A 23,070-nucleotide genomic window follows, 5' to 3' on the forward strand; every position below is an offset into this window, starting at 1 on the left:
ACCATGTACAGCAATTCCCTCATCGAGCTCGATCGTGCCCATCTGGTGCATCCGGTCGCCTCCTATCGCGGCCATGAGCAGCAAGGCGTGCGGGTGCTTTCATCCGCCAAGGGAGCGACGATCACCGATGCTCAAGGCCGTCAGCTGATAGATGGCTTCGCGGGTCTTTGGTGCGTCAACGCCGGCTACGGTCATGAAACAATCGTGGAGGCGGCGGCTCGCCAGATGCGCGAGCTTCCCTATGCGACAGCCTATTTCGGCCTTGGCAGCGAATCGGCCATCCGCCTTGCCGCCGATCTAGCCGAACGAGCTCCCGGCGACCTCAACCACATCTATTTCACGCTGGGCGGCTCTGACGCCATCGACAGTACCGTCCGCTTCATCCGGTACTACTGGTTTGCGCGCGGCCAACCGCAACGCGATCAGTTCATCTCGATCGAGCAGGGCTATCACGGCTCTTCGACGGTCGGCGCCGGGCTGACCGCCCTGCCCAACTTCCATGCCGGCTTCGGCGTTCCCCTCGACTGGCAGCACAAAATTCCGTCCCCCTATCCTTATCGCAATCCTGTCGGGCAGGATGCGAACGCCATCATCCAAGCGTCTCTCGCGGCCCTCAGGGCGAAGGTCGACGCGATTGGAGCAAACCGTGTCGCCGCCTTCTATGCCGAACCGATCCAGGGTTCGGGCGGGGTGATCGTCCCGCCGAAAGGATGGATGAAGGCCATGCGAGACCTCTGCAAGGAGCTCGACATTCTTTTCGTCGCAGACGAAGTGATCACCGGCTTCGGCCGGACGGGACCGCTTTTTGCCTGTTCCGAAGACGAGATCGTTCCAGATTTCATGACAACGGCGAAGGGGCTCACCTCCGGTTATGTTCCGATGGGCGCGGTCTTCATGGCAGATCACGTCTATCAGGTCATTGCTGATGGGGCGGGAGCTTCCGCCGTGGGGCACGGTTACACCTATTCCGCCCATCCCGTCAGCGCGGCGGTCGGACTGGAAGTCTTGAAACTCTACGAAGGCGGACTGCTCGAAAACGGCATAAAGGCCGGCTTGAGGCTGATGGCCGGCCTCGAGAGCCTTAGAGATCATCCCCTGGTGGGCGACGTCCGCGGTCGCGGCATGCTGGCTGCGATCGAACTGGTCGTGGACAAGGCGGCAAAGACGCCGCTGCCGGCGGAAGCCCAGCCTTCACGCCGGATTTTCGACCGGGCTTGGGAAAACGGCCTGGTGGTCCGCGCCTTCGCCAATGGAGTGCTGGGGTATGCTCCGCCGCTTTGCTGCACGGACGCCGACATCGACGCGATCATCGAACGAACAGAAAGGACGCTGGATCAGACGCTCGAAGATCCCGTCGTCCGCCGGGCGCTCAAGGACTGAACTCGCCAAGACCAAGGACCGATATATCGCGAGCAGGCGTTTTTCAGAATTTTGTGCCGCATCGCTAGTCCGATTCGGCGCAAACGGCGCGATCGAAGTGCCAAACTTGTCCTTAATGAAGGTCCATCCCGGCAATTCGGGAGCGTCAGAAAACAAGTGGGCCTGGGAACAGCATAATCTTCCGCAAGGCGGCCGCCCGGCGCCGCCAGCAAGCAGACTGGGGTAAGGCATGACTAAGTCACTGGCAGAATTCAAATATATGAGCTTCGATGTTGTCGGAACGCTCATCGACTTCGAAGGCGGCCTGAAAACCTGCCTCAACGAAATTGCAGCTGAAGCGAAGGTGACGATCGATGGCGAGGAGGCGCTGGCGCTCTATCGCGCCGCGCGCTACGCCGACGATGCCGATCTGTTTCCCGACGATCTCGTGCGTGTCTATCTCGCCATCGCCCCAAAACTCGGTTTGCCGGCCGAAGAGGCCTATGGTCGGCGCCTGCGCGATTCCGCCAGGCAGTGGAAAGCCTTTCCCGACAGCGCGGAAGCCTTGGCGCAGCTGGCCAGCAAATATCGGCTGATCGCCATGACGAACGCCCGCCGCTGGGCCTTCGAACATTTTTCGGCGGAACTGGGGCATCCGTTCCACGCTGCCTTCACCGCCGACGACACAGGCACCGAAAAGCCCGACCCGGCCTTCTTTCACAAGGTGTTCGACTTCGTGGGCGGCGAGAATGCCAGCAAAGACGATATTCTTCACGTGGCGCAGAGCCAGTACCACGATATCGGCGTATCCCGCCAATTGGGGATGACGAATTGCTGGATCCAGCGCCGTCACGCGCAGGCCGGATATGGCGGCACGATCGAACCGGCCGAATTCACCACGCCGGATTTCCACTTCAAATCCATGGCCGAGCTTGCCCAAGCGGTGAAAGCGCTGGAGGCGGCATGACCAGCCGTCATCCTCGTCGCATCCAATAAGAAAAACAGACTGCCAACCAGAAAAAGGGGAATGACATGAACGACAAGATCATGAACTGGACTGCCTCGGACGACGCAATGGTCGAGAATGCCATTCGTCGAGGCGCCACCCGCCGCGAACTTCTCACCATGCTTCTGGCAGGCGGCGTCGCCATGTCGGCGGGCGGCCTGGTGCTCGGTCGCGCATCGAATGCCGTCGCGGCAACACCCAAATCCGGAGGCAATCTGAAAGCAGCCGGCTGGTCGTCCTCGACCGCCGATACGCTCGACCCCGCCAAGGCATCGCTGTCGACGGACTATGTGCGCTGTTGCTCGCTCTACAATCGCCTGACCTTCATCGATAAAGCCGGCGTGACGCAGATGGAGCTCGCCGAAAGCATCGAAAGCAAGGACGCCAAGACCTGGACAGTCAAGCTGCGCAAGGGTGTGACATTCCATGACGGCAAGGAGCTGACGGCCGACGATGTCATCTTCTCGCTCAAGCGCCATCTCGATCCCGGTGTCGGCTCGAAAGTCGCCAAGATCGCCGCGCAGATGACCGGCTTCAAGGCTGTCGACAAGTCGACGGTCGAAATCACCCTCGCCGACCCGAATGCCGACCTGCCGACCATTCTCGCCCTGCATCACTTCATGATCGTCGCCAACGGCACGACGGACTTTTCCAAGGGCAATGGTACCGGAGCCTTCGTTCTCCAAACCTTCGACCCGGGCAATCGCTCGGTCGTGGTGAAGAACAAGAACTACTGGAAGTCCGGACAGCCTTATCTCGACTCGTTCGAATTCTTTGCGATCAGCGATGATAATGCCCGCGTCAATGCGCTGCTTTCGGGCGACATCCACTACGCCGCTTCGATCAATCCACGCGCCATGAAGCTGATCGACGGCCAGTCGGGCTTTACGCTGTCGAAGACCACGAGCGGCAATTATACCAATCTCAACATGCGCCTCGACATGACGCCGGGCAACAAGAAGGACTTCGTCGATGGCATGAAGTCGCTCGTCAATCGCGAGCAGATCGTCAAGTCGGCCCTGCGCGGCCTCGGCGAGGTTGCCAATGACCAGCCCGTTTCTCCCGCCAATATCTATCACAACAACGATCTGAAGCCGAAGGCCTTCGATCCGGACAAGGCCAAGTTCCATTTCCAGAAGGCCGGCGTGCTCGGACAATCCATTCCGGTGATAGCCTCCGACGCTGCAACCTCGTCGATCGACACGGCGATGATCATCCAGGCGGCCGGCGCCAATATCGGCATGAAGCTCGACGTTCAGCGCGTTCCCTCCGACGGCTATTGGGATAATTACTGGCTGAAGGCGCCGATCCATTTCGGCAACATCAATCCGCGCCCGACGCCCGACATCCTGTTCTCGCTCCTCTATGCCTCGAATGCGCCCTGGAATGAGAGCCAGTACAAGTCGGAAAAATTCGACAAGATGCTCATCGAAGCGCGCGGCTTGCTCGATCAGGCCAAGCGCAAACAGATCTACGCCGAAATGCAGGTGATGATCGCGGAAGAAGCCGGTACCATCATCCCGGCCTATATCTCGAATGTGGATGCGCTTTCGAGCAAGGTGCACGGATTGGAAGCCAACCCGCTCGGTGGCATGATGGGTTACGCAATGGCGGAGTATCTGTGGCTCGATGCCTAGCGGCCGCTGAACCTCCCTGGACGGCGCAAAGTCGTCCAGGGACCTCCGTCTCGCAAACGCCGTTCGTTTCGTAGATCGCCGCAGGAGCATTGCCTTTGAGATCCGAGGTCTCCATTCTTATCCTAAACCGGCTCTTCATCGCGCTCATCACCTTGCTGATCGTGTCATTCGCCGTCTTCTTCGCAACGAGCATGCTGCCGGGAGACACGGCCTCCATCCTGCTCGGCCAGGCGGCGACGCCTGAAGCGGTCGCCGGCCTGCGCAAGGCAATGCATCTCGACGAGCCGGCGATCCTGCGGTTCCTGGAATGGCTGCTGGGCCTGGTAAAGGGCGATCTCGGCACGTCCTACGCAAACAATATGCCCGTTGCGGAGCTGATTGGCCGCCGCCTGCTGGCAACACTGGAGCTTGCCGCCATCACGACGCTCGTCTCGGTCCCGCTTGCACTTCTGCTTGGCATTACTTCGGCCATGCTTCGCGGCTCCTATTACGATCGGATCGTCACGATCATTTCCATCGGCGTCATATCGGTGCCCGAATTCATGGTCGCAACGCTTGCGGTGCTTTTATTCGCCGTCTATCTGCGCTGGCTGCCGGCGCTCTCCTCCATCAGCGAGGCGCATACGGTCTTCGATCTTGTGAAGATCTACGCCATGCCCGTCATCACGCTCACCTTCGTCATCTCAGCCCAAATGATCCGCATGACCAGGGCGGCTCTGATCGAGACGCTGAAGACGCCCTATGTGGAAATGGCCCTGCTGAAGGGCGCCTCGCGCGGCCGCATGGTGTTCAGGCACGCATTGCCGAATGCGCTGGGGCCGATCGTCAACGCAGTCGCGCTGTCGCTCTCCTATCTCGTCGGCGGCGTGATCATCGTCGAGACGATCTTCAACTATCCGGGCATCGCCAAATTGATGGTGGACGCCGTCGCGACCCGCGATCTCCCGCTCATCCAGAGCTGCGCGATGATCTTCTGCCTTGGTTATCTCCTGCTGATCACCATGGCCGATATCGTCGCAATCCTCTCAAATCCGAGGCTGCGATGACCACGAACAGCTTGGCTTCCCATACCCCATCCCTTCTCGGCTACAATGTCAGCCTTGTTGGCATCGTGGCTTTTGCCATCATCCTTGGCTGGACGATTGTCGCCCTGTTCGCGCCCTATATCATCCCCTATTCCGTCGGCGATATCGTCGATACCGACTATTTCGGCCCTATAAGCGGACAACTGTGGCTCGGCTCGGACTATCTCGGCCGTGACATGTTCTCGCGCGTTTTGATGGGTGCGCGCTATACGGTCGGCATTTCATTGGCCGCGGTGGCGCTCTGCTGTTTTTGCGGCGTGACGCTGGGCATGATCGCCGCGGTTGTCGGTGGATGGTTCGACACGATCCTGAGCCGGTTTCTCGATGCTTTGAACTCGATTCCAAGCAAGCTTTTTGGCCTGGTCGTCGTCGCCGCCGTCGGCTCGTCCATTCCGGTGCTGATCATTACGCTCGCCGTCATCTATACGCCCGGCGCCTATCGCTTTGCCCGCGCGCTCGCGGTCAATATCAACACGATGGATTTCATCACGGTTGCCCGCACCCGCGGCGAGCGGGTCGGCTACATCATCGGTTCGGAAATTCTGCCGAACATTATCCGTCCCGTTCTGGCGGATTTCGGTTTGCGCTTCGTCTTCGTCGTTCTCCTCTTGTCCGGTCTTTCCTTTCTCGGCCTCGGCCTGCAGCCGCCCTATGCCGACTGGGGAGCCCTGGTTCGTGAAAACATCGGCGGCCTGCCCTTCGCAGCACCTGCCGTGATCGTGCCCTCCTTTGCCATTGCCAGCCTCACCATCAGCGTCAACCTGCTGATCGACAACCTGCCGCGCAAGATCAGGGACAGGAGCGCATGACGATGGACAATCTCGTTGAAATCAAGAATCTGAAGGTCGAGGCGAAGACCGACTCCGGTCGCATCGTCGAGATCATCAAGGGCGTCAGTTTCAATATCGCCAAGGGCGAGATTATCGCGCTCATCGGTGAAAGCGGCTCGGGCAAGACGACGATCGCACTGACGCTCATGGGGCATGCGCGCGAGGGCTGTCGCATCTCCGGCGGTACGATCCAGGTCGATGGGCAGGACATGGCCGCGCTTTCCGAAAACGAACGCTCGAAGGTCCGCGGCACAACGGTCGCCTATATTCCGCAAAGTGCCGCAGCCGCTTTCAACCCGGCGACGAAGATCATGGAGCAGGTGATCGAGGTCACTCGCATTCACGGGTTGATGCCGCCCGAACAGGCGCGCCGGCGCGCGATCGAGCTCTTCCGTGCGTTATCGCTGCCGAACCCGGAAACCATCGGCGAGCGATATCCGCATCAGGTCTCAGGAGGCCAGTTGCAGCGGTTGGCCGCAGCCATGGCTCTGATCGGCGAACCGAAGCTTGTCATTTTCGATGAGCCGACGACCGCGCTCGACGTGACGACGCAGATCGACGTCCTGAAGGCATTCAAGTCGGTCATCCGCACTGGCGACATTGCCGGCGTCTATGTGTCACACGATCTGGCGGTCGTCGCCCAGATCGCCGATCGCATTGCTGTGCTCAAGGGCGGCGAAATCCAGGAGCTGGCGAAAACCGAAGCGGTCCTGACGCGGCCGAGCCATCCCTATACGCGTGAGTTGCTGGCCGCCTTCGAGCCGAAGCAGACTGCTCGCGACAGCAAAACAAGCGGGGCGGCTGCATCCGTGCTCAGGATCGACAATCTGGTAGCAGGCTATGGCGATATGCAGCCCAACGGCCTGCCGGCGGTTTGTGCGGTTCAATCCGTAAGCCTCGAAGTGGAGAAAGGCAGAAATCTGGGCATCATCGGCGAATCCGGATGCGGAAAGTCGACACTGGCGCGTGCAATCGCCGGCATATTGCCGGCGGTATCAGGCACTATCGGCTTTAATGGCAGCGAGATGAACCGTGCCGCAAAGTTGCGCTCGCGCGATCAATTGCGGGAAATGCAGATCGTCTTTCAATATGCCGACACCGCACTCAATCCGGCAAAGTCGATCGCCGATATTCTCGAGCGGCCCCTGGCTTTCTACCATGGTATGGACCGCAGGGCTCGAGCGGCCAGGGTCGATGAGTTACTCGATATGGTGCGATTGCCGCGCGCGCTTCGCTATCGCTATCCGTCGGAATTGTCGGGCGGACAGAAGCAGCGCGTGAATTTCGCTCGCGCGCTCGCAGCCGAGCCGCGCCTGATCATTTGCGATGAAATCACATCGGCGCTCGATACGGTGGTCGCGGCGGCAATCATCGACCTGCTCAAGGAACTGCAGCGTGAACTGCATTTGTCCTACATCTTCATCAGCCACGATCTATCGGTCGTCGAGGCGATCTGCGACGAGATCGTCGTGATGTATGGCGGCAAGAAAGTTGAACAGATTACGCGCGAGGCGGCAGATGCGCCCCGCCATCCCTATTCCCAGCTGCTGTTCGGTTCCGTACCGAAGCTTGATCCGACCTGGCTCGACAATCTCGTCCAGGACCCGGAACTCAAGCGCGAATATGGCCATGGCTAGCCGATACAGCCTGAAATGCCGTTGGAAGGCTGCTACATGGGAAACAGGCTGGTCAGCGGCATATGCGCCTTGACGATTGGCGACTTGAGCACCACGAAGCTGAAATACTTGTCGATGCCGATATCCAGGTCAGTCAGGCGCTCCATGATCGTCTGATATTCCCCGATACCTGCCGTCACGAACTTCAGCATATAATCATAGCCACCTGAGACGAGGTGGCATTCGATGACCTGATCGACCTTCTCCACTGCCGAAAGAAAACGCGCGAAGTCGATCTGCCGGTGGTTCTTGAGCGTGACTTCCGTAAACACGGTCAGCGTCTGGCCGAGTTTCCCGATATTGATCTGGGCAGAATATCCCTCGATATAGCCTTCCTGCTGCAGTTTCTTGACCCGCATCAGACAGGGGCTTGGCGACAGGTTGACCAGTTCCGCCAATTCGACATTGGTGATGCGTCCGTTCTTCTGAAGTTCGTACAGGATCTTGATGTCGATACGGTCGAGCTTCATCGGCAAATCTTTCCCATATGAGGCAGCATTTTATGCCGCGAATTCTCCAAGATCGAGCATAACACCATGGTTCGTCTTGTCTATTTCATTCTGCACGACTCTAGCCGGCACAATCAGCCGCTTGGTTCCCCATGAGCAGAATCTTATGCCGCATGGCTCGGTTGTGCGGCAGCTTCATGTCCGATCATTTCGCTATGCTGTGGGCTCGATAGGAGATCCGCATCCATGCCCGCACCGCTTACCCTTGTCGAAAACGCTCCCGAATTGCCAACGTCCGCCGATGTCGTCGTCATCGGGGCTGGGATTGTCGGCGTTTTTACCGCCTATTATCTGGCAAAGCGGGGCCTCAAAGTCGTTCTCCTCGAAAAAGGCTGCGTCGGCGCCGAGCAGTCCAGCCGCAACTGGGGTTGGTGCAGGCAGCAGAACCGCGACGCTCGCGAGCTGCCGATGGCGACGAAAAGCCTCGAGCTCTGGGACCAATTCGCCGCAGAAACGGAAGAGGACACAGGCTTTCGTCGCTGCGGCCTCTTCTATCTGAGCAATAGCGAGGAAGAGCTCGCCGGATGGGCACGCTGGCGTGACTTTGCGCGCAGCGTCGGTGTGACCACGCATATGCTCAATAGCGCTGAAGCCAGCGAGCGCGGCAAGGCGACCGGCCGCATCTGGAAAGGCGGCGTCTTTTCTCCCACGGATGGTATTGCCGATCCCGCCAACGCTGCACCGGCGGTCGCTCGCGCCCTGATGAAGCGGGGGGGCTGCCTGCGCCAGAATTGCGCGGCTCGTGGCATAGAGACCGAAGGCGGAAAGCTCTCCGCCGTCGTGACCGAAGAAGGCACGATCAGGACGAGGATTGCCATCCTGTCCGGCGGCGCCTGGGCATCGTCCTTCTGCCGACAGCTTGGCGTCCGCTTCCCGCAGGCGTCGATCCGCTCATCGATCCTTTCGGTCAGCGCCGGCGCCGGCGACCTCCCGGACGCTCTGCATACCGCACATGTTTCCGTCACCCGCAGAGGCGACGGCGGCCATACGCTTGCGATCAGCGGGCGTGGCCGCGTCGATCCCACGCCGCAGACCATGCGGTTCGGGGCGCAGTTTCTACCGATGTTCATTCGCCGCTGGCGCGCGCTTTCCCTGGGCGGGCTCGAGGGCTTTCGCAGCGGCCATGAAAACCTGTCGCGCTGGCGCCTGGATCGGCCAACGCCGATGGAGCAGATGCGCATCCTCGATCCGGCGGTCGACAGAAACACGATCCGGCTCACCTATGACCGCGCGGTCGAATTGCTGCCTGCCATCGCAAACCGCCGCATTACCGCAAGCTGGGCCGGCTACATCGATTCGACCCCGGACGGCGTGCCCGGCATAGGGGAGATCGCTACCATTCCTGGCTTCGTGCTGGCCGCCGGTTTCAGCGGCCATGGCTTCGGCATCGGTCCTGGAGCCGGCCACCTGATCGCCGATATCGTCACCGGCGCCACGCCGATAGTCGACCCGAAACCCTATCACCCCGACCGCTTCCTGCAGTCCGCATGGGGCAAGGTGGCCGACTTCTGAAAAGGACCGTCCGTGCTAGACTTCGCCGGCAACCGAACCAGACAATACGGATTTTCCTGATGCAGGCCCGTCAGCTCGAAGTCTTCTGCATGCTCATGCGATCTGGGACGGTGACCGGCGCCGCCGCCATGCTCAACATCACGCAGCCGGCGCTGAGCCAGATCCTGCTGCATGCGGAAGACCAGCTGGGGTTCAAACTCTTCAATCGCGTGCGCGGCAAGCTGGTCCCCACCCGCGAGGCCGAAGAACTGTATCCGGAAGCAGAGCGCATCTTTTCCGAGCTCGGGGCGCTTCGGCGCCGAACGACCGACATGCGCTTCGGACGGACAGGGCTGATCCGGATCGCCGCAACAACGCCGCCAGCCATGTCGATCGTACCCAAGGCGCTTCTCGCCTTCAGAACGACCTATCCGGATATCGTCGTCCGATCGCTGATCGCACCGCTGATCAATGTCGTGGATATGATCCGCAATGGCGATGCTCCGCTCGGTATCGTCATGAACAACATTGCGCGGCCCGGCATCGATGTCGAAACGCTCGGATATGCCGAACTCATCTGCATCGTACCGGAGGGACACCATCTTGCCCCGCGCGACAGCATCACATTCGCCGATCTTCAGAACGAGACGCTGATCTCCTACCGCGCTGATACCTTCCCCGGCCAACTGCTTGCCAATGCCGCAGCCTCGGAAAACCAGGCGTTCAATCCCGCGATCGAGATCGATATCTCCATCACCGCCTTGCCTTTTGTCCGCAACGGCTTTGGTGTCGCGATCGTGGATGGTCTGCTGCCGTGGGAACAGTTTCCGGGCCTTGTGCGCCGGCCGCTTCTCCCGCGAAAGACCGTCCCGATCGCGCTGCTGACCAGCCGGGACCGTCCCCTGACGGGCAGCCACCTGACGATGCGCGACTATCTGCGCCAGGCCTGCGCCGGGGTGCTGAAGGATGGCGAAGCCGTGCCGGAGTAAAATCGCGTCTGCATAGCCGAACCGAGCTTGGTCACGTGTCGTTTATCCAGGATCCGATCGGCAGCGGACGAACAGGCGCCTGCTCGCGCAGACGACCGACCCCGCAAACCGGGATTCCCGCACGCTCCGAAATCAATTCGGCGCCGGTGAGCTGACAAAACCGTCCCTGGCATCGTCCCATACCCACGCGCACCATTGACTTCACCCGGTTTGCCTCACCTCCGGCATAGTCGACGCTCTCACGCAGATTGCCGGCGCTGATGCCTTCGCAGCGGCAGACTATCGTTTCATCGGGAATGGATCGGACCATGCCGGCGGGCCAGGGAAAGGCGCGGGCGATGGCGCGAGCAAAGCGGTCGTAGCGGGCAAGCCGCCGGAGATCCCGTGCCGGATTTGGATAGGGCAATCCCATATCGGCAAGACAGGCGCTCGCGGCAAGCCGCCCTGCAACTTCCGCGCCATCGGCGCCAAGGATACGCAAGCCGTCACCGGCAAGATAGACGCCATCTGCAGATCGGCCCATCCGATCCGCCTGCGGCAGCCATTGGGCCCAGCCCGGATCGTAATCGAAACTGCATTGGGCTAGGCCTGCAAGCTGCGTTTCGGCTCTCAGGTGCCAGCCAATGCCGACCGCATCGCATTCGATATGATGGTCGCACCCGCCGGCATCCCGCCAACGAACGGCCACCGGGCCGCCTTCGTCGCTGACGATATCCGTCAGCGACACCCCTGCGCGATATAGGCGGCCGAGTTTCATCCGCATCGTAAGGCCCCGCAGGACCAAGACTGGCCTTTCCATCATGCCCGGAAGCGCAAGGATCTGGTTTCGAACAGAAGAGGTATCGAGAACGGCCGCAACATTTGCCCCGGCCTTCAAAAGCTGGAACGCAACGAGGGTCAGCAGCGGCCCGGAGCCCGCTAGAACAATCCTTCGCCCCATGGCGACGCCTTGTGCCTTCAGCGCGATCTGCATTGCACCGAGACTATAGACGCCGGGAGCTTGCCAGCCCGGCAGCGGCACCAGCCGGTCGGTCGCGCCGGTCGCGAGTATCAGCCTGTTATAGGCGAATTCCCGGCGACCGGCTGGAGTCAGCACCTGCAATAGATTGGCGGCGAGCGCCATCGCTGAACTTTGAGCATAATATTCGACCTCGCCGCGCGCCACCATGCGATCGAAGAGAGAGTGAAGGGCAAGGGCTTTGCCGGCTTCCGATCCATAGAGCTGCTGGGCTGACCGCGTAAAGCTCTCCGGGGGGCGGCGATATATCTGGCCGCCAGCCCTCATCCCCTCATCGATGACGATGGGCCGGATACCAGCGGCCACCAGAAGCTCGGCTGCACGGATGCCGGCCGGACCAGCGCCGACAATCACGGTTGCCTTTCGGTCATTCGCTGTCGTCATGGCCAATCTCCCGACGCTTGGGTCAGCAGGGACATACCGTTGCCGACGAGGGTCGAGCAGGCGCGCAAGCGGGTTCCATCCTGCTGCCAGACCCAGCAGTCCTGGCAGGCGCCCATCAGGCAGAAGCCTGCCCGCCCTTCCGGCCCGAATTCGGATTGCCGAAGAGTGGGAGAAAATATCAGCATGGCCGTCAGCACCGTGTCACCCACGCAGGCTTCCCGCTCAATGCCGTCGAGCAGGAAGCGGACGGGTGTACGGCCCTGTTCGGCGAGGCGGACAATGCGCCCCGTTTCTCCAGGCGGACGCGCACCCTTGCTCATTCGGCCGCCTCTTTGATTTGAACACGAACCTCCGGCATTTCCGGGAACCGAGCGCGAACATCGGCAAAAGCCGCGGCAACGCCGTCATGTCCCGCACGTTCCTTCATTCGGCGGAAAATCTCCGTCTTGGTGAAGAAGCGCCAATGGATGGGAAGACAGGCAAGAATATCGGTGAGCAGGTTGTAGGCTGCGGGTGTCCACTGCGCCTCGTAGCCGTCTCGCTCCGCGCCATAATGGAAATGGGCGGTTGGACTTGTGCGCGATACCCTGAGACGGGACGTTTCGGCTTCGTCCACCTTGCCGTCGCGAATGACCACGCCATAATCCCGCTCGGCCGCTTCCAAGGAAACATAGCCGCGCTCCACATCCCGCAGCACGCGCCAGTCTTCGCGCTCAAGTGGATTTCCGCGGCCGCCGCCCCCGGCCGAACGGATCTCGAGCACATCTCCCGGCTGCAGGACAGCAGTATCGATGTTGCCGAGGCGACGAAAGTCCTCGCGCCCGGGGTTCAATACCATATCGGAGAGCCCTGCCGCCCTGCCGCCGAGCAGCCCCCAGGGGCGGAAGAAGCTGCGGTCACGGTTGCGGGCTGTGATCCGGCTCCCGGGCGCGAACACGCGGAACGCCATCTCGGTCGCGAGACCTCCACGCCAGCGGCCGGCACCGCCGCTGTCTTTGGCAAGCCCATATTTGACGAACTCGATTGGTACTTCGGTTTCCGTGATTTCGATCGGCGTATTCTTCAGATAGGCAGCATCGGCGCCCGAACCGTTGGTGCCGTCGCGATGCGGCATCCCGCCGCCGCCGCCAACCACCGGATTGACGGCGGCGATCACGCTGCGGCCCGTCCGTTCGTCCGTGGTCATGACATTGACGATGCAATTGTTGCCGGCCGGTGCGGCAGGCAGCAATTCGGGAACCGCCTGGCAGAAGGCGCCGAAGATCACGGACCGCAAGCGCGCGCAGGTGAGCGAACGCATGCCGACAGCCGCTGGCGATACCGGATTGAGAACGCTCCCCTGCGGCGCGATGCAGGTAAAGGGACGGGTCAGGCCCGTGTTGAGCAGGATCTTGGGGTTCAGCGTGTAGAGAATATAATAGACGCCGACCAGCAGCATGGTGTGGCGCGGATCGCCGCCAGAGGGAACGTTGAGCGACGAGCCGAGCTGCGGATCGGATCCGGTGAAATCGAGGATCGCCTCGTCGCCCCTGATCGTCAGCGTCAGCTTCAGGCGGCAAGGATTGGCCTCGACGGAATCCTCGTCGGCATAATCGACGAACTCCCAAGTGCCATCTGGCATTGCCCGCAGGAGATCGCGCGCCTGCGCTTCGGCGTGATCGAGAAGCACGTCTGCGCCTTCGAGAAATGCCTGCTTGCCGAATTTCTCGACCATGGCCAGGATCTTGCGCTCACCGGTGTTGAGCGCCCCGACGAGCGCCTTGATATCGCCGATATTGAGGTCTGGTTTGCGGACATTCGTGGTCATGATTTTCAAGATGTCTTCGTCGAAGACACCTTCATTGACGAGCTTCATCGGTGGAAAGCGAATGCCTTCCTGATGAATCTCCGTCAACGCGCGCGACAAGGAGGCCGGCACGGCACCGCCCATATCGGTGTTGTGGATATGCCCGCCGGTCCAGGCGATGATTTCGCCGTCATAGAAAACCGGCTTCCAGAGATGCGTGTCCGGCGCATGCGTGGCCACGAAGCAGGAATAGGGATCGTTGGTAAAGGCAACGTCGCCCGGCTTGTAGTCCCCGATCATTTCGATGGCTCGGGTATAGGTAAGCCCGGGATACCATGTCGCGCCGAGGCCCATCGGAACGCCGAAGGTTTCGCCCTTGCGATTGATGAGCATAACGGTGAAATCCTCCGTCTCCTTGACGAAGGCTGAATGGGCCGTCCGCTGCAGCGTATAGGCCATGTTTTCGGCGGCAGCCCTGGTATGGTTGGCAAACACTTGAAGGTTCGAACGGTCGAACATGGGCCACTACTCCGAAAAGGTGAGATGAAGGTTCTGGTGGCGATCGATCGTCACCTGCGTGCCGGCGGGAATGGCGAAGGTCGTATCGTCCTGGGCCACGACGGCAGGGCCGCTGAACCGGCCGCCTGGACGCAGCTGGTCCCGCCGGTATAGTCCGATCCATTCGAACGCCTTGCCGGTATAGACCGGTATTTCGCGCTCCGGTTCGGCCATCCCGGCAATCTCTTCGAGACCGACGGTCGTTTGCAGCGCCGGTCCGGCGCCGATCGCAGACAGACGGAGATTGACGATCTCGATCCTGCCGTCGGGATCGGCAAAATCATAGAGACGGGCGTGCATGGCATGGAACGCCTCTTCCATTGCGGCGAGATCGCCGTCCTCTACCCAGGCCGGCCGCAGCGGAACCTCGATTTCAAAGCTTTGGCCGACATAGCGCATGTCGGCGGAAATCCGCAGTTCGGCAGGCCCCTTATGGCCTTGCTTGATGAGCCAGCTTCGCCCTTCATCCGACAGCACCTCCGAAGAACTGCGCAGCAACGGCAGGGCTTCCGGCGACAGATGCGTGAAGACGGTCTTGATAAAGTCGCCGCGCAGATCTGCGACCAGACCGCCGAGCGCCGAAACCACGCCCGGACGCGGCGGCCCGATGACCTTCGCCATGCGGAATTCACGAGCCAGGAACGCGCCCAGCATGGGGCCACCGCCACCGAACGGCATGAGGGTAAACTCCCGCAAGTCGACCCCGGCCCGCGACGCCAGCTTTTCCACTTCGACGAACATTTCAGAGATGGCGATGTCGAGAATGGCCTGGGACGCCTCTTCAACCGAGCGCCCGATACGCTCGGCAAGCGTTGAGACGGCCGCGCGCGCCAGCCCGACATCGATGCGCAACTGACCATAGGCCATCTCGCTGTGCCCCAGCCAGCCGCAGGCCGCCATGGCATCGGTCACGGTCGCTTGCGTGCCGCCCCGGCCATAACAGGCGGGACCGGGTGTGGAGCCGGCTGATTCAGGCCCTACCCGCAAGATGCCATGGGCGTCCACGCTGGCAACGGAACCACCGCCGATGCCGATGGAACTGACGGAGACCGAGGGAATGTGAAGCGGAAACTCGCCGATCAGCTCGCCCGTCCCGAATTGCGGCTCGCCGTCGATGATCAACGCGAAGTCTGCCGAGGTGCCGCCGATATCGAGGGTAAGAACATGTTTCTCGCCGGCAAGGCGCGCCAGCCAGGCGGCGCCGATCACGCCCGAGGCCGTGCCGGAAAGCAGCATCTGGACGCAGGAACGCTTTCCTTCGGCCGCGTTCATCACGCCGCCATTCGATTTCGTCAACAGGGCCGGCGCCTTCACTCCGCGCGATGCGAGCTTGTCTTCGAGAGCCGTCAGGTAGCCCGAAACCCTCGGATGGACGTAGCCATTGAGGATCGCGGTCGTCGTCCGCTCGTATTCGCGAATGACGGGCCACACCTCCGAGGATGTGAAGACGAAGAGATCGGGTGCGAGCTTTTCGATTTCGTTCTTGACCGCGGTTTCCTGGGCATCGTCGCGCCAGGCATGCAGAAAGGATATGATGATGCCCGCTGCGCCCTTGGCCTTTGCCGCTGCGACCGCGGTGGCAACCACCTTCATATCCGGCGCTTGTGCTTCGCTGCCATCGGCCCGCAAGCGAGCGGGGATGCCGAAGATCATGTCCCGTGCGATCAGCTGTTCCGGCCGCGAGCAGAAGAGAGAATAGACGTCAGGCATTCTCAGCCGAGCGAGCTCGATGACATCTTCAAAACCGGCATTCGTCAAGAGCGCAAGCGATACGCCGCGTCTCTGAATGACGGTGTTGATACCGACCGTGGTGCCGTGAACGAAGCGACTGATCGCCTCCGGCGCCAATCCCTCGCGCTCGGCAAGCAACGAAAGCCCGGTCATCAATTCCGCACCCGGATCATCGGGTGTGGTCAGCACTTTCAGCGAAGCAATGCGGCCGGAGCGGCTTTCCAGGGCGCAGAAATCGATGAAGGTGCCACCGATATCGACACCGATCTTCCAGTCCTGCTGCGAAGCCTCTGCTGCTTGCCTTGCCGCATCCGTCATGTCCGTTCCTTTCCTTTGCCTGTGACGAAACTGGCATGGACGGATCGGCAAGGTCCAAGAGCGAAAATGCTAGAGGTCATAAGCCGGACTTATGCTCTGACGATCGGCAAAACCCATAGGTCGGACTTATAGGCGTAGCGTGATCCCGACTTTGACAGCGGCAAGCTGGCTCGGACAAGGTGGAGGTTGTTTTCAGCCTCTGGAGATCCTCGATGGACGCTATCGTGCTGGGCGGCGGGCTCATGGGGGCCGCCTCTGCCTTTTTTCTCGCCCGGCGCGGCGTCCGCGTGACGCTGATCGAACGCAACCGGGTCGGGAGCGGCGCCACGGTGGCGTCATTCGGCAATATCAGGCGAAGCGGCCGGTATATTCCGCAATTGCCGCTTGCCCACCGCTCGCTCGCTCTGTGGCGACAGGCCGAGGCGATGCTCGGCCGCGACGTCGAATTCCGCGCGACGGGCCACCTGCGGCTGGTATTCAGCCAGGAAGGACTAGTGGCGATGCGATCCTTCATCAAGGATGCCCGGCCATGGGGACTGGAACTGGAGGAGTTGACCGCAAAGGAAGTACGGTCGCGCTTTCCTGGTCTTGGTCCTGAGGCGATCGCCGCATCCTTTTCGCCCAACGATGGAAGCGGCAATCCGCGTCTGATCGCACCCGCCTTTGCGAGTGCTGCCCGAAAGCTAGGCGCCAATATCATCGAAAATGTCGGCATCGGGGCCATCAGAAAACGTGCCTATGGATTTCAGGTCGAGACGTCGAAGGGCTCGCATGAAGCCTCGATGTTGCTGAACACGACGGGTGCCTGGGGTGCGCGCGTCGCGAGCCTGTTCGGAGAGAGGGTTCCGATCGTTGCCAAAGGCCCGCAAATGGGAGTGACCGAACCTCTCCCCCATCGCATTCTCCCGGTCGTCGGCGTCTGGGCGCATGATCACGGCGGTGGCTACCTGCGGCAGGTGGAACGAGGCAACATCGTCTTTGGTGGCGGCGCCGAGCGCACCGACGTTTCACTCGATACCGGCTACGCCAGGGCGGACCCGGCGCGCTTGCCGGGCCAGCTTCGCTCGCTGCTGCCGATCTTGCCGGCGCTGAAACAGGTTGCCGTGATACGCACCTGGTCGGGTTGCGAGGGCTATGTCGAGGACGGTCTTCCGGTGATGGGGCCGTCGTCTTCGACGACTGGACTCTTCCACGCATTCGGTTTTTCCGGCCACGGCTTCCAACTCGGACCCGGTGTTGGCGACGTCATGGCGGAAGTCATGACGACAGAGAAAACGGATATTCCGCTGCAGGACTTTCTCATCCAACGCTTCGCCAAGTGGAATTGACTACCAAGCCGACGCAGTTGACCGTTATTCCCACCGCAGGGGCGAGCCATCTTCGACTATCGACGCTCGGATTTCGAGGCTCGTCAGGTTCTTCCAAGGTGAAAGCTCCCTGCACCGACCTTCCGGCTGCCGCAGGGAGCTTATCGTTCATTACTTCGCGATCTTCTGGTCGAGGAAGTTGCGGATCAACGGCGCCATCTCATCCAGCTTGTCTTCAAGTGCGAAATGTCCGGTGTCGAGCATGTGAATTTCGGCCTCGGGAAGATCGCGAAGATAAGGATGCGCACCTTCTTCCGGGAAGATCTGGTCGTTCTTGCCCCAGACGATAAGGGTCGGCGGCTTGCGTTCGCGGAAGAATGCCTGGAATTGCGGATAGAGGGGCAGATTGGTGCGATAGTCGTAAAACAGGTCGAGCTGGATATCCTTGTTGCCCGGCCGGTCGAGCAGCGCCTGGTCGTGAACCCAATTGTCGGGGCTGATCCGCGTCAGATCTTTGACACCATCGGTATACTGGAATTTGGTCGTTTCCGGTGCAACGAGAACAGAAAGCGCTTCCCGGTCCTTCTTGGCCCCCGACTTCCAGTAGGTGCGGATCGGGTTCCAGAAATCGCGAATGCCTTCGTCATATGCGTTGCCGTTCTGGACAATCAGTCCGGTGACGCGATCCGGATGCTTGAGCGCCAGCCGGTAGCCGACCGGTGCGCCGTAATCCATGACATACATCGAATACTTGGCGGCACCGAGCTTGGTCAGCAACGTATCAACGATATCGGCATAGTGTCCGAACGAATATTCGAACTTCGTGTGATCGGGTGCGTCGCTCTGACCGAAGCCCGGATAATCAGGGGCGATGACCCGGTAGCGGTCGGCGAGCAGCGGGATCAGGTTGCGGAACATGTGAGACGATGTCGGAAAGCCGTGAAGCAGGACGACGACGGGGCCGTCTGCGGGGCCCGCTTCCCGATAGAACACGTTCACGCCATCGATCTTCACAGAGCGATAGTGGACCGTCGCAGGTACTTGCTGAACGATTGCGGGTGTTTCGGCAAAGGCGATCGTGGCGGAGGCGGGGACGAAGATGCTGGCGGAAGCGAGAAGCAGGGTGACAAGAGCGCGGGCCATGATGTTTCTCCTCAGTGGCGGGTGACAGGCTTATTGCCTGCAGCCAACATCGCTCTTTCACCTAAAGACGTGAATGTATGTAATTGGAAAGAGATTATTACAGTGAGCGATATGAATTCCAGCCAAGGTAGAAGCATTTCCACCGCCGACAATTACGCAGGCTGACTGTCGAAAATTCCTCGACCAGCAGGTCGATGAGCATCCCAACTTGACGCGCGGGATTTTCGCCCGGGCACCTTCGATTGGCGGATCGCTTTCCAACCCCGTTGCCATATAGGGGTCAATTAAGAAGCCTGTTCTCGCGGAGGCTAGCCGAAGCCATATCAACAAATGTCCGGACCTTCGCAGGAGCATGCCGCCCCTCGGGATGCAGTATGTGAATGGGCATGGGCGGTTCTTCATACTCGCTGAGTATGATCTGTAACTCTCCCGCCATTAGTGCGGGTCCAATCTGGTAGTGAAGAACTCTTGTGAGGCCCCATCCCTCTCGTGCTGAATGTATAGCAGCTTCGTTGGTATTGCATCGCAGAACCGGATCAACCGTCACACGCTGATCATCGGCAAACCGCCACTCAGGCGATGCCCAAGCGGCTGTCGATGCAGCAATGCGATGGTCTTTGAGATCGGCCGGCGATTGCGGGACACCGTAGCGTTCGAAATACTTGGGCGAGCCACACATCACGCGGCGAACAGTTCCCACCTTGATAGCGGTAAGGCCTGAATCCGGGAGATGACCAATGCGAATGGCCACGTCGATCCCTTCATCCACGATATTGACAGGCCGATCGACGAAAAGCGTTTTTGCCTTCATCGTGGAGTATGTGTCGAGATAGTGCGTCACGATCGGGAGGACGTACATCTGACCAAATAAAACCGATGCTGTGAGGTAGAGAGTCCCTGTCGGCGTGGCGTACGAACCGCCGGCCGCCGCCTCTGCCTCTGCTATATCGGCCAGTATCCGCCGACAATCGTCAAAATAACGCGCTCCCGCTTCAGTCATCTTCACTGAACGGGTTGTTCGGACGAAAAGACGAGCCCCGATCAGATCTTCCAGAGAAGCGACGGCACGAGTGACAGCTGGAGCGCTCATAAACATCTGGCGAGCGGTATCTGCGAAACTCTCGGTTTCAGCAACCTTCACAAAAATCCGCATCGCCTGCCAACGGTCCATCCGTTCCCCCAAAGCACTTGTGTTTCCAGGACTTTAAGGGCTCGAAACCGAAGCCTCAAGTGGCATCGCGCCAAACATTAGGGTTCATTGGGTTGGCGCGGATGGCTTGAGCAATGCGTTCTATTTCCGCACAGGCTTCCACGGAAAGGCCAGCGTATAATGCGCGCTGGCGGCTTTCCTGGCAGGCATCCAGCGCAAGCGAGACCGCGACCGAGGTCTTGAAATCGAAGCTGGAGCCTTGCCTAGCAACATCCATCTCGGCGCCAGTCATACCCAAGGCGCGACCGGCTTCCTCCTGTTTGGCGAGTAAGGACGGGCTGGCGCCGCTGGTCGCGGTAAGAGCAAGCTCTATTGAAAGCCTTACCCGTGGATCGATTGACGAGACGGCCATTTTTCCATCCTCTCGGTCGGCCGCCTAAAAACCAAAATCGCTCAGCCCTGGATGGTCGTCCGATCGGCGGCCCAGCGGCCAACGAAACTTGCGATCCGCTTCGGCGATTGGGTGCTCGTTGATGCTCGCATGGCGTTCGCGCATCAGGCCATCCTCGGCAAATTCCCAATTTTCATTGCCATAGGCGCGGAACCACTGGCCGCTGTCGTCGCGATATTCATAGGCATATCGGACTGCAATGCGGTTGCCGGTGAAGGCCCACAGTTCCTTGATGAGGCGATAATCGAGTTCCTTGTTCCACTTGCGGGTCAGGAAGGCTTCGGCCTCAGTGCGGCTTTTTGCAAATTCGACGCGGTTACGCCAACGCGTATCGAGCGTATAGGCAAGCGCCACCTTGGCGGGATCACGACTGTTCCAGCCGTCTTCGGCGAGACGGACCTTTTCGATGGCACTTTGTTCGGTAAATGGTGGGAGTGGCGGACGGGACATTGAATGACTCCTCTGGAGCTGGTGTGAGAAAGGCGCGGAATAAGGGCTGGCGCATCTGATGCCGCCCTTACTGTCGTGTCATGCAGCGGGCGGTACGCTGGCCGCAGCAATCCATGTTTTAAACGGCGAGCTGCAGTCCGCCTTCCTGTTCGGCGGGAACGGCGCAGCAGAGCAGGATTTCATCGGTGTCAATCTTCGCCGTGGGCTTCTTGACGTAGGCGACGGCACCCTTGACGAGCTTGGTTCGGCACGTCCCGCAATTGCCTTCCCGGCAACTGAACTCGGGCTCGAGGCCACGCGCCTCGGCAAATTCCAGGAGAGTACCGGAACCAGGCGTCCACCGAGCTTCTTTCAAGGAATTCGTGAAAACGACCGACACCGGTTTTTTCGATGGCTGCGCGCCGGGAGATACTGCAGCGACCTTGGAATCCCCGGTGCGGATCAGCGACGACGGACCGAAGGCTTCAGCCTGGATGCGATCGTCAGCGATGCTGTAGCTTCGCAGCCCGTCGTAAAGGGCCTGCGTGAACTGGGCAGGACCACAGAGATAGAAATCATAGTCGTTGAAGGGCAGGAATCGCGTCAGCATCGCCATATCGATCCGCCCTGCGGCGTCGAAGTCCCTGCCCTCTTCAGCATCCGTCGTGTCACTGAGGATCCTGATTAGTCGCACGACACCCTTCGCCGCACCGATCAAGTCGGCGATCTCGTTGTCGAACGGTCGATCAGCCTTCGAGCGAGCCGCGTAGAACAGCGTGACCGGGCGGATACGCTGCTTGCGAAGCCCTTCGTAAACGACGTGCCGGAGCATCGCGAGCAGCGGCGTAATGCCGACGCCTCCTGCAAGAAGAACCGCTGGGCGGGTCGAGCGGGCGTCGATGGTGAACTCGCCGGCCGGCGCACGCGCCTCGATGACATCGCCGACGGCAACAGTGTCGTGCAAGAACTGCGACACAATACCGTCTCGTTTGACGCTGATGCGATAGATACCGTCGGACGGCGCGACCGAGAGCGTGTAAGTCCGAATGGTCGACTTTTCTTGGTCCGGCAGCTTCAGCCGGATCGGGAGGTGTTGACCGGCTTTGTGCGGCAGCAATCCCACCCCGTCATCTGGCTGCAAATGGAAAGATTTGATCGTCGCGCTTTCATCGACGATCGCGGTGATCCTCATTGGCCGCCAGGTTGCGGCAATCTCTGTGGCGCGGAGACGATCGGCCGCTTGCTGCCAGTTCCCTGTCATCAGAGAACTCGGCGACCAGCCGTCCTTCTGAAAAGCCCATCTCAATGCCAGTGCATTACGGCGACGAACGATACGTGTCGGCTTGAATGTCCAAAGCCGTTCCGCGCCCTGGAAGGCGGCGATCTCGGGTGAATCGAAAATGACTTCGGCATTCCCCGTCATCTGCAGCATGTCACCCGTTGCGAAATCGACGAAGAGAAGTCCTGCCCTTCCATTGAGAAGGATATTGCCGAGCGTTGCGAAGAAGAGATTGCCGTCGAAATCCGGGATCGTCAGGACGCCGTCGTCACCGACACGAACAAAGCCGGTATTCCCGCCGCGATGGGACACGTCCACCTGTCGTCTCTCCTTGCGGTCGGCATAGGAGGCAACGAAGAACGCGTCAGCTCCGCGGATCGTCGCACGGGCCGCCTCGTCCAGCTCGATCAGATCCTCCGACGTGCCTGCAAACGGCTCTCCCGGCTGGCGCTCGAACGAGAAATCCCGCAACTGAATGTAGCGCGGACAATTTCCGAAACTTTGGTCGACATCGACGCGGAAGCCGCCGTCGATCGTTGAAACAAATCCATTCATGCGGTTTCGGCGACGCGTGTGCATCTCTATGCCGAGGAGGCCGATCGGCAGACCATCCGCCATCCCTTCGCTCGCAGGATCACTTGGATCTCTTGTCGCTGCGATCTCGAGCACCACAGGCGACGGTGACGACATGAACCCTGGTTGACCTTCAATGAACGTCGCCCAGGCGTCGCCGCGACTATCGACACTTCCAAGGACGATGAAGGGAAGCTGGGCATAGAAATCGCGGTGCTGGTCCGGCATGAAATCGCGCACGACGCGCTGCCCCACAGAGGCCATCCGCTCCTTCATCCCAAGTTTCTCCTGGATAAAGATCTCGCCTTCATGCCATGTCGGCAACTTCGTGAGGTTCATGGACATCTGCGTTCTCCGGAAA

Annotated in this window: 19 protein-coding genes; 9 read left to right on the plus strand and 10 right to left on the minus strand. The window is 60.4% G+C overall.

Annotation, left to right across the window (positions count from 1 at the left end; translation table 11 throughout):
- Positions 1–3: 3 nt before the first annotated feature.
- The 6 genes from DQ393_RS32950 to DQ393_RS32975 all read left to right on the plus strand — a co-directional run bounded on the left by DQ393_RS32950 (position 4) and on the right by DQ393_RS32975 (position 7,554).
- Positions 4–1,380, plus strand: a complete 1,377-nt coding sequence (locus DQ393_RS32950; protein ID WP_112345860.1) for an aspartate aminotransferase family protein — start codon at positions 4–6, stop codon at positions 1,378–1,380.
- A gap of 229 nt (positions 1,381–1,609) precedes the next feature.
- Positions 1,610–2,326: an HAD-IA family hydrolase gene (locus tag DQ393_RS32955; RefSeq protein WP_112345861.1), complete on the plus strand. Its 717-nt coding sequence runs from the start codon at positions 1,610–1,612 to the stop codon at positions 2,324–2,326.
- Positions 2,327–2,391: 65 nt separating this feature from the next.
- Entirely contained in the window at positions 2,392–4,002 is a 1,611-nt protein-coding gene (locus DQ393_RS32960) for an ABC transporter substrate-binding protein (protein WP_112345862.1), read from the plus strand.
- A gap of 95 nt (positions 4,003–4,097) precedes the next feature.
- On the plus strand, positions 4,098–5,048 hold the full coding sequence (locus DQ393_RS32965; RefSeq protein ID WP_112345863.1) for an ABC transporter permease: 951 nt from the start codon (positions 4,098–4,100) through the stop codon (positions 5,046–5,048).
- Positions 5,045–5,896, plus strand: a complete 852-nt coding sequence (locus tag DQ393_RS32970) for an ABC transporter permease (RefSeq protein WP_112345864.1) — start codon at positions 5,045–5,047, stop codon at positions 5,894–5,896. Before DQ393_RS32965 ends, DQ393_RS32970 begins: the two co-directional genes overlap by 4 nt.
- A gap of 2 nt (positions 5,897–5,898) precedes the next feature.
- Positions 5,899–7,554 (plus strand): ABC transporter ATP-binding protein, encoded by a 1,656-nt coding sequence (locus tag DQ393_RS32975; RefSeq protein ID WP_112345865.1) that lies wholly within the window; start codon positions 5,899–5,901, stop codon positions 7,552–7,554.
- Between the two features lie 32 nt (positions 7,555–7,586).
- On the opposite strand, the gene DQ393_RS32980 is transcribed toward DQ393_RS32975, so the two are convergent.
- On the minus strand, positions 7,587–8,063 hold the full coding sequence (locus DQ393_RS32980; protein WP_015343674.1) for an Lrp/AsnC family transcriptional regulator: 477 nt from the start codon (positions 8,061–8,063) through the stop codon (positions 7,587–7,589).
- 225 nt (positions 8,064–8,288) lie between these two features.
- Here DQ393_RS32980 and DQ393_RS32985 point away from each other — a divergent pair, with 225 nt between their 5' ends.
- Both DQ393_RS32985 and DQ393_RS32990 read left to right on the plus strand, forming a co-directional pair.
- Positions 8,289–9,614: an NAD(P)/FAD-dependent oxidoreductase gene (locus DQ393_RS32985; RefSeq protein WP_112345866.1), complete on the plus strand. Its 1,326-nt coding sequence runs from the start codon at positions 8,289–8,291 to the stop codon at positions 9,612–9,614.
- Positions 9,615–9,673: 59 nt separating this feature from the next.
- The gene (locus tag DQ393_RS32990) at positions 9,674–10,582 is read left to right on the plus strand and encodes a LysR family transcriptional regulator (RefSeq protein ID WP_069613456.1); all 909 of its coding nucleotides are present in this window, start codon (positions 9,674–9,676) and stop codon (positions 10,580–10,582) included.
- 31 nt (positions 10,583–10,613) lie between these two features.
- Here the strand turns inward: DQ393_RS32990 and DQ393_RS32995 are convergent, their stop codons facing one another.
- From DQ393_RS32995 to DQ393_RS33010, 4 genes are read right to left on the minus strand one after another with little or no spacing between them, the layout of a single operon-like run.
- Positions 10,614–11,984, minus strand: coding sequence for an NAD(P)/FAD-dependent oxidoreductase (locus DQ393_RS32995; RefSeq protein WP_112345867.1), 1,371 nt, complete (start codon positions 11,982–11,984; stop codon positions 10,614–10,616).
- A complete protein-coding gene (locus DQ393_RS33000) occupies positions 11,981–12,304 on the minus strand; it encodes a (2Fe-2S)-binding protein (RefSeq protein WP_112345868.1) in 324 nt (107 codons plus the stop codon). Before DQ393_RS33000 ends, DQ393_RS32995 begins: the two co-directional genes overlap by 4 nt.
- Positions 12,301–14,289, minus strand: a complete 1,989-nt coding sequence (locus DQ393_RS33005; RefSeq protein ID WP_112345869.1) for a hydantoinase B/oxoprolinase family protein — start codon at positions 14,287–14,289, stop codon at positions 12,301–12,303. Before DQ393_RS33005 ends, DQ393_RS33000 begins: the two co-directional genes overlap by 4 nt.
- Before the next feature lie 6 nt (positions 14,290–14,295).
- Complete coding sequence (locus tag DQ393_RS33010; protein ID WP_112345870.1) at positions 14,296–16,377, minus strand: hydantoinase/oxoprolinase family protein; 2,082 nt, start codon at positions 16,375–16,377, stop codon at positions 14,296–14,298.
- 212 nt (positions 16,378–16,589) lie between these two features.
- Here DQ393_RS33010 and DQ393_RS33015 point away from each other — a divergent pair, with 212 nt between their 5' ends.
- Positions 16,590–17,705 carry an NAD(P)/FAD-dependent oxidoreductase gene (locus tag DQ393_RS33015; RefSeq protein ID WP_112345871.1) on the plus strand — a complete coding sequence of 372 codons (1,116 nt, stop codon included), beginning with the start codon at positions 16,590–16,592 and terminating at the stop codon, positions 17,703–17,705.
- Positions 17,706–17,855: 150 nt separating this feature from the next.
- Here the strand turns inward: DQ393_RS33015 and DQ393_RS33020 are convergent, their stop codons facing one another.
- The 5 genes from DQ393_RS33020 to DQ393_RS33040 all read right to left on the minus strand — a co-directional run bounded on the left by DQ393_RS33020 (position 17,856) and on the right by DQ393_RS33040 (position 23,054).
- Complete coding sequence (locus tag DQ393_RS33020; RefSeq protein WP_112345872.1) at positions 17,856–18,827, minus strand: alpha/beta fold hydrolase; 972 nt, start codon at positions 18,825–18,827, stop codon at positions 17,856–17,858.
- 280 nt (positions 18,828–19,107) lie between these two features.
- On the minus strand, positions 19,108–19,998 hold the full coding sequence (locus DQ393_RS33025; RefSeq protein WP_112345873.1) for a LysR family transcriptional regulator: 891 nt from the start codon (positions 19,996–19,998) through the stop codon (positions 19,108–19,110).
- A gap of 55 nt (positions 19,999–20,053) precedes the next feature.
- Complete coding sequence (locus tag DQ393_RS33030) at positions 20,054–20,389, minus strand: hypothetical protein (protein ID WP_112345874.1); 336 nt, start codon at positions 20,387–20,389, stop codon at positions 20,054–20,056.
- 24 nt (positions 20,390–20,413) lie between these two features.
- The gene (locus DQ393_RS33035; RefSeq protein WP_112345875.1) at positions 20,414–20,878 is read right to left on the minus strand and encodes a DUF1348 family protein; all 465 of its coding nucleotides are present in this window, start codon (positions 20,876–20,878) and stop codon (positions 20,414–20,416) included.
- A 118-nt stretch (positions 20,879–20,996) separates the two neighbouring features.
- On the minus strand, positions 20,997–23,054 hold the full coding sequence (locus tag DQ393_RS33040; protein ID WP_112345876.1) for a pyridoxamine 5'-phosphate oxidase family protein: 2,058 nt from the start codon (positions 23,052–23,054) through the stop codon (positions 20,997–20,999).
- Positions 23,055–23,070 lie beyond the last annotated feature (16 nt).

The organism is Martinezella tropici, from assembly GCF_003287875.1.
GTDB lineage: Bacteria > Pseudomonadota > Alphaproteobacteria > Rhizobiales > Rhizobiaceae > Rhizobium > Rhizobium tropici_C.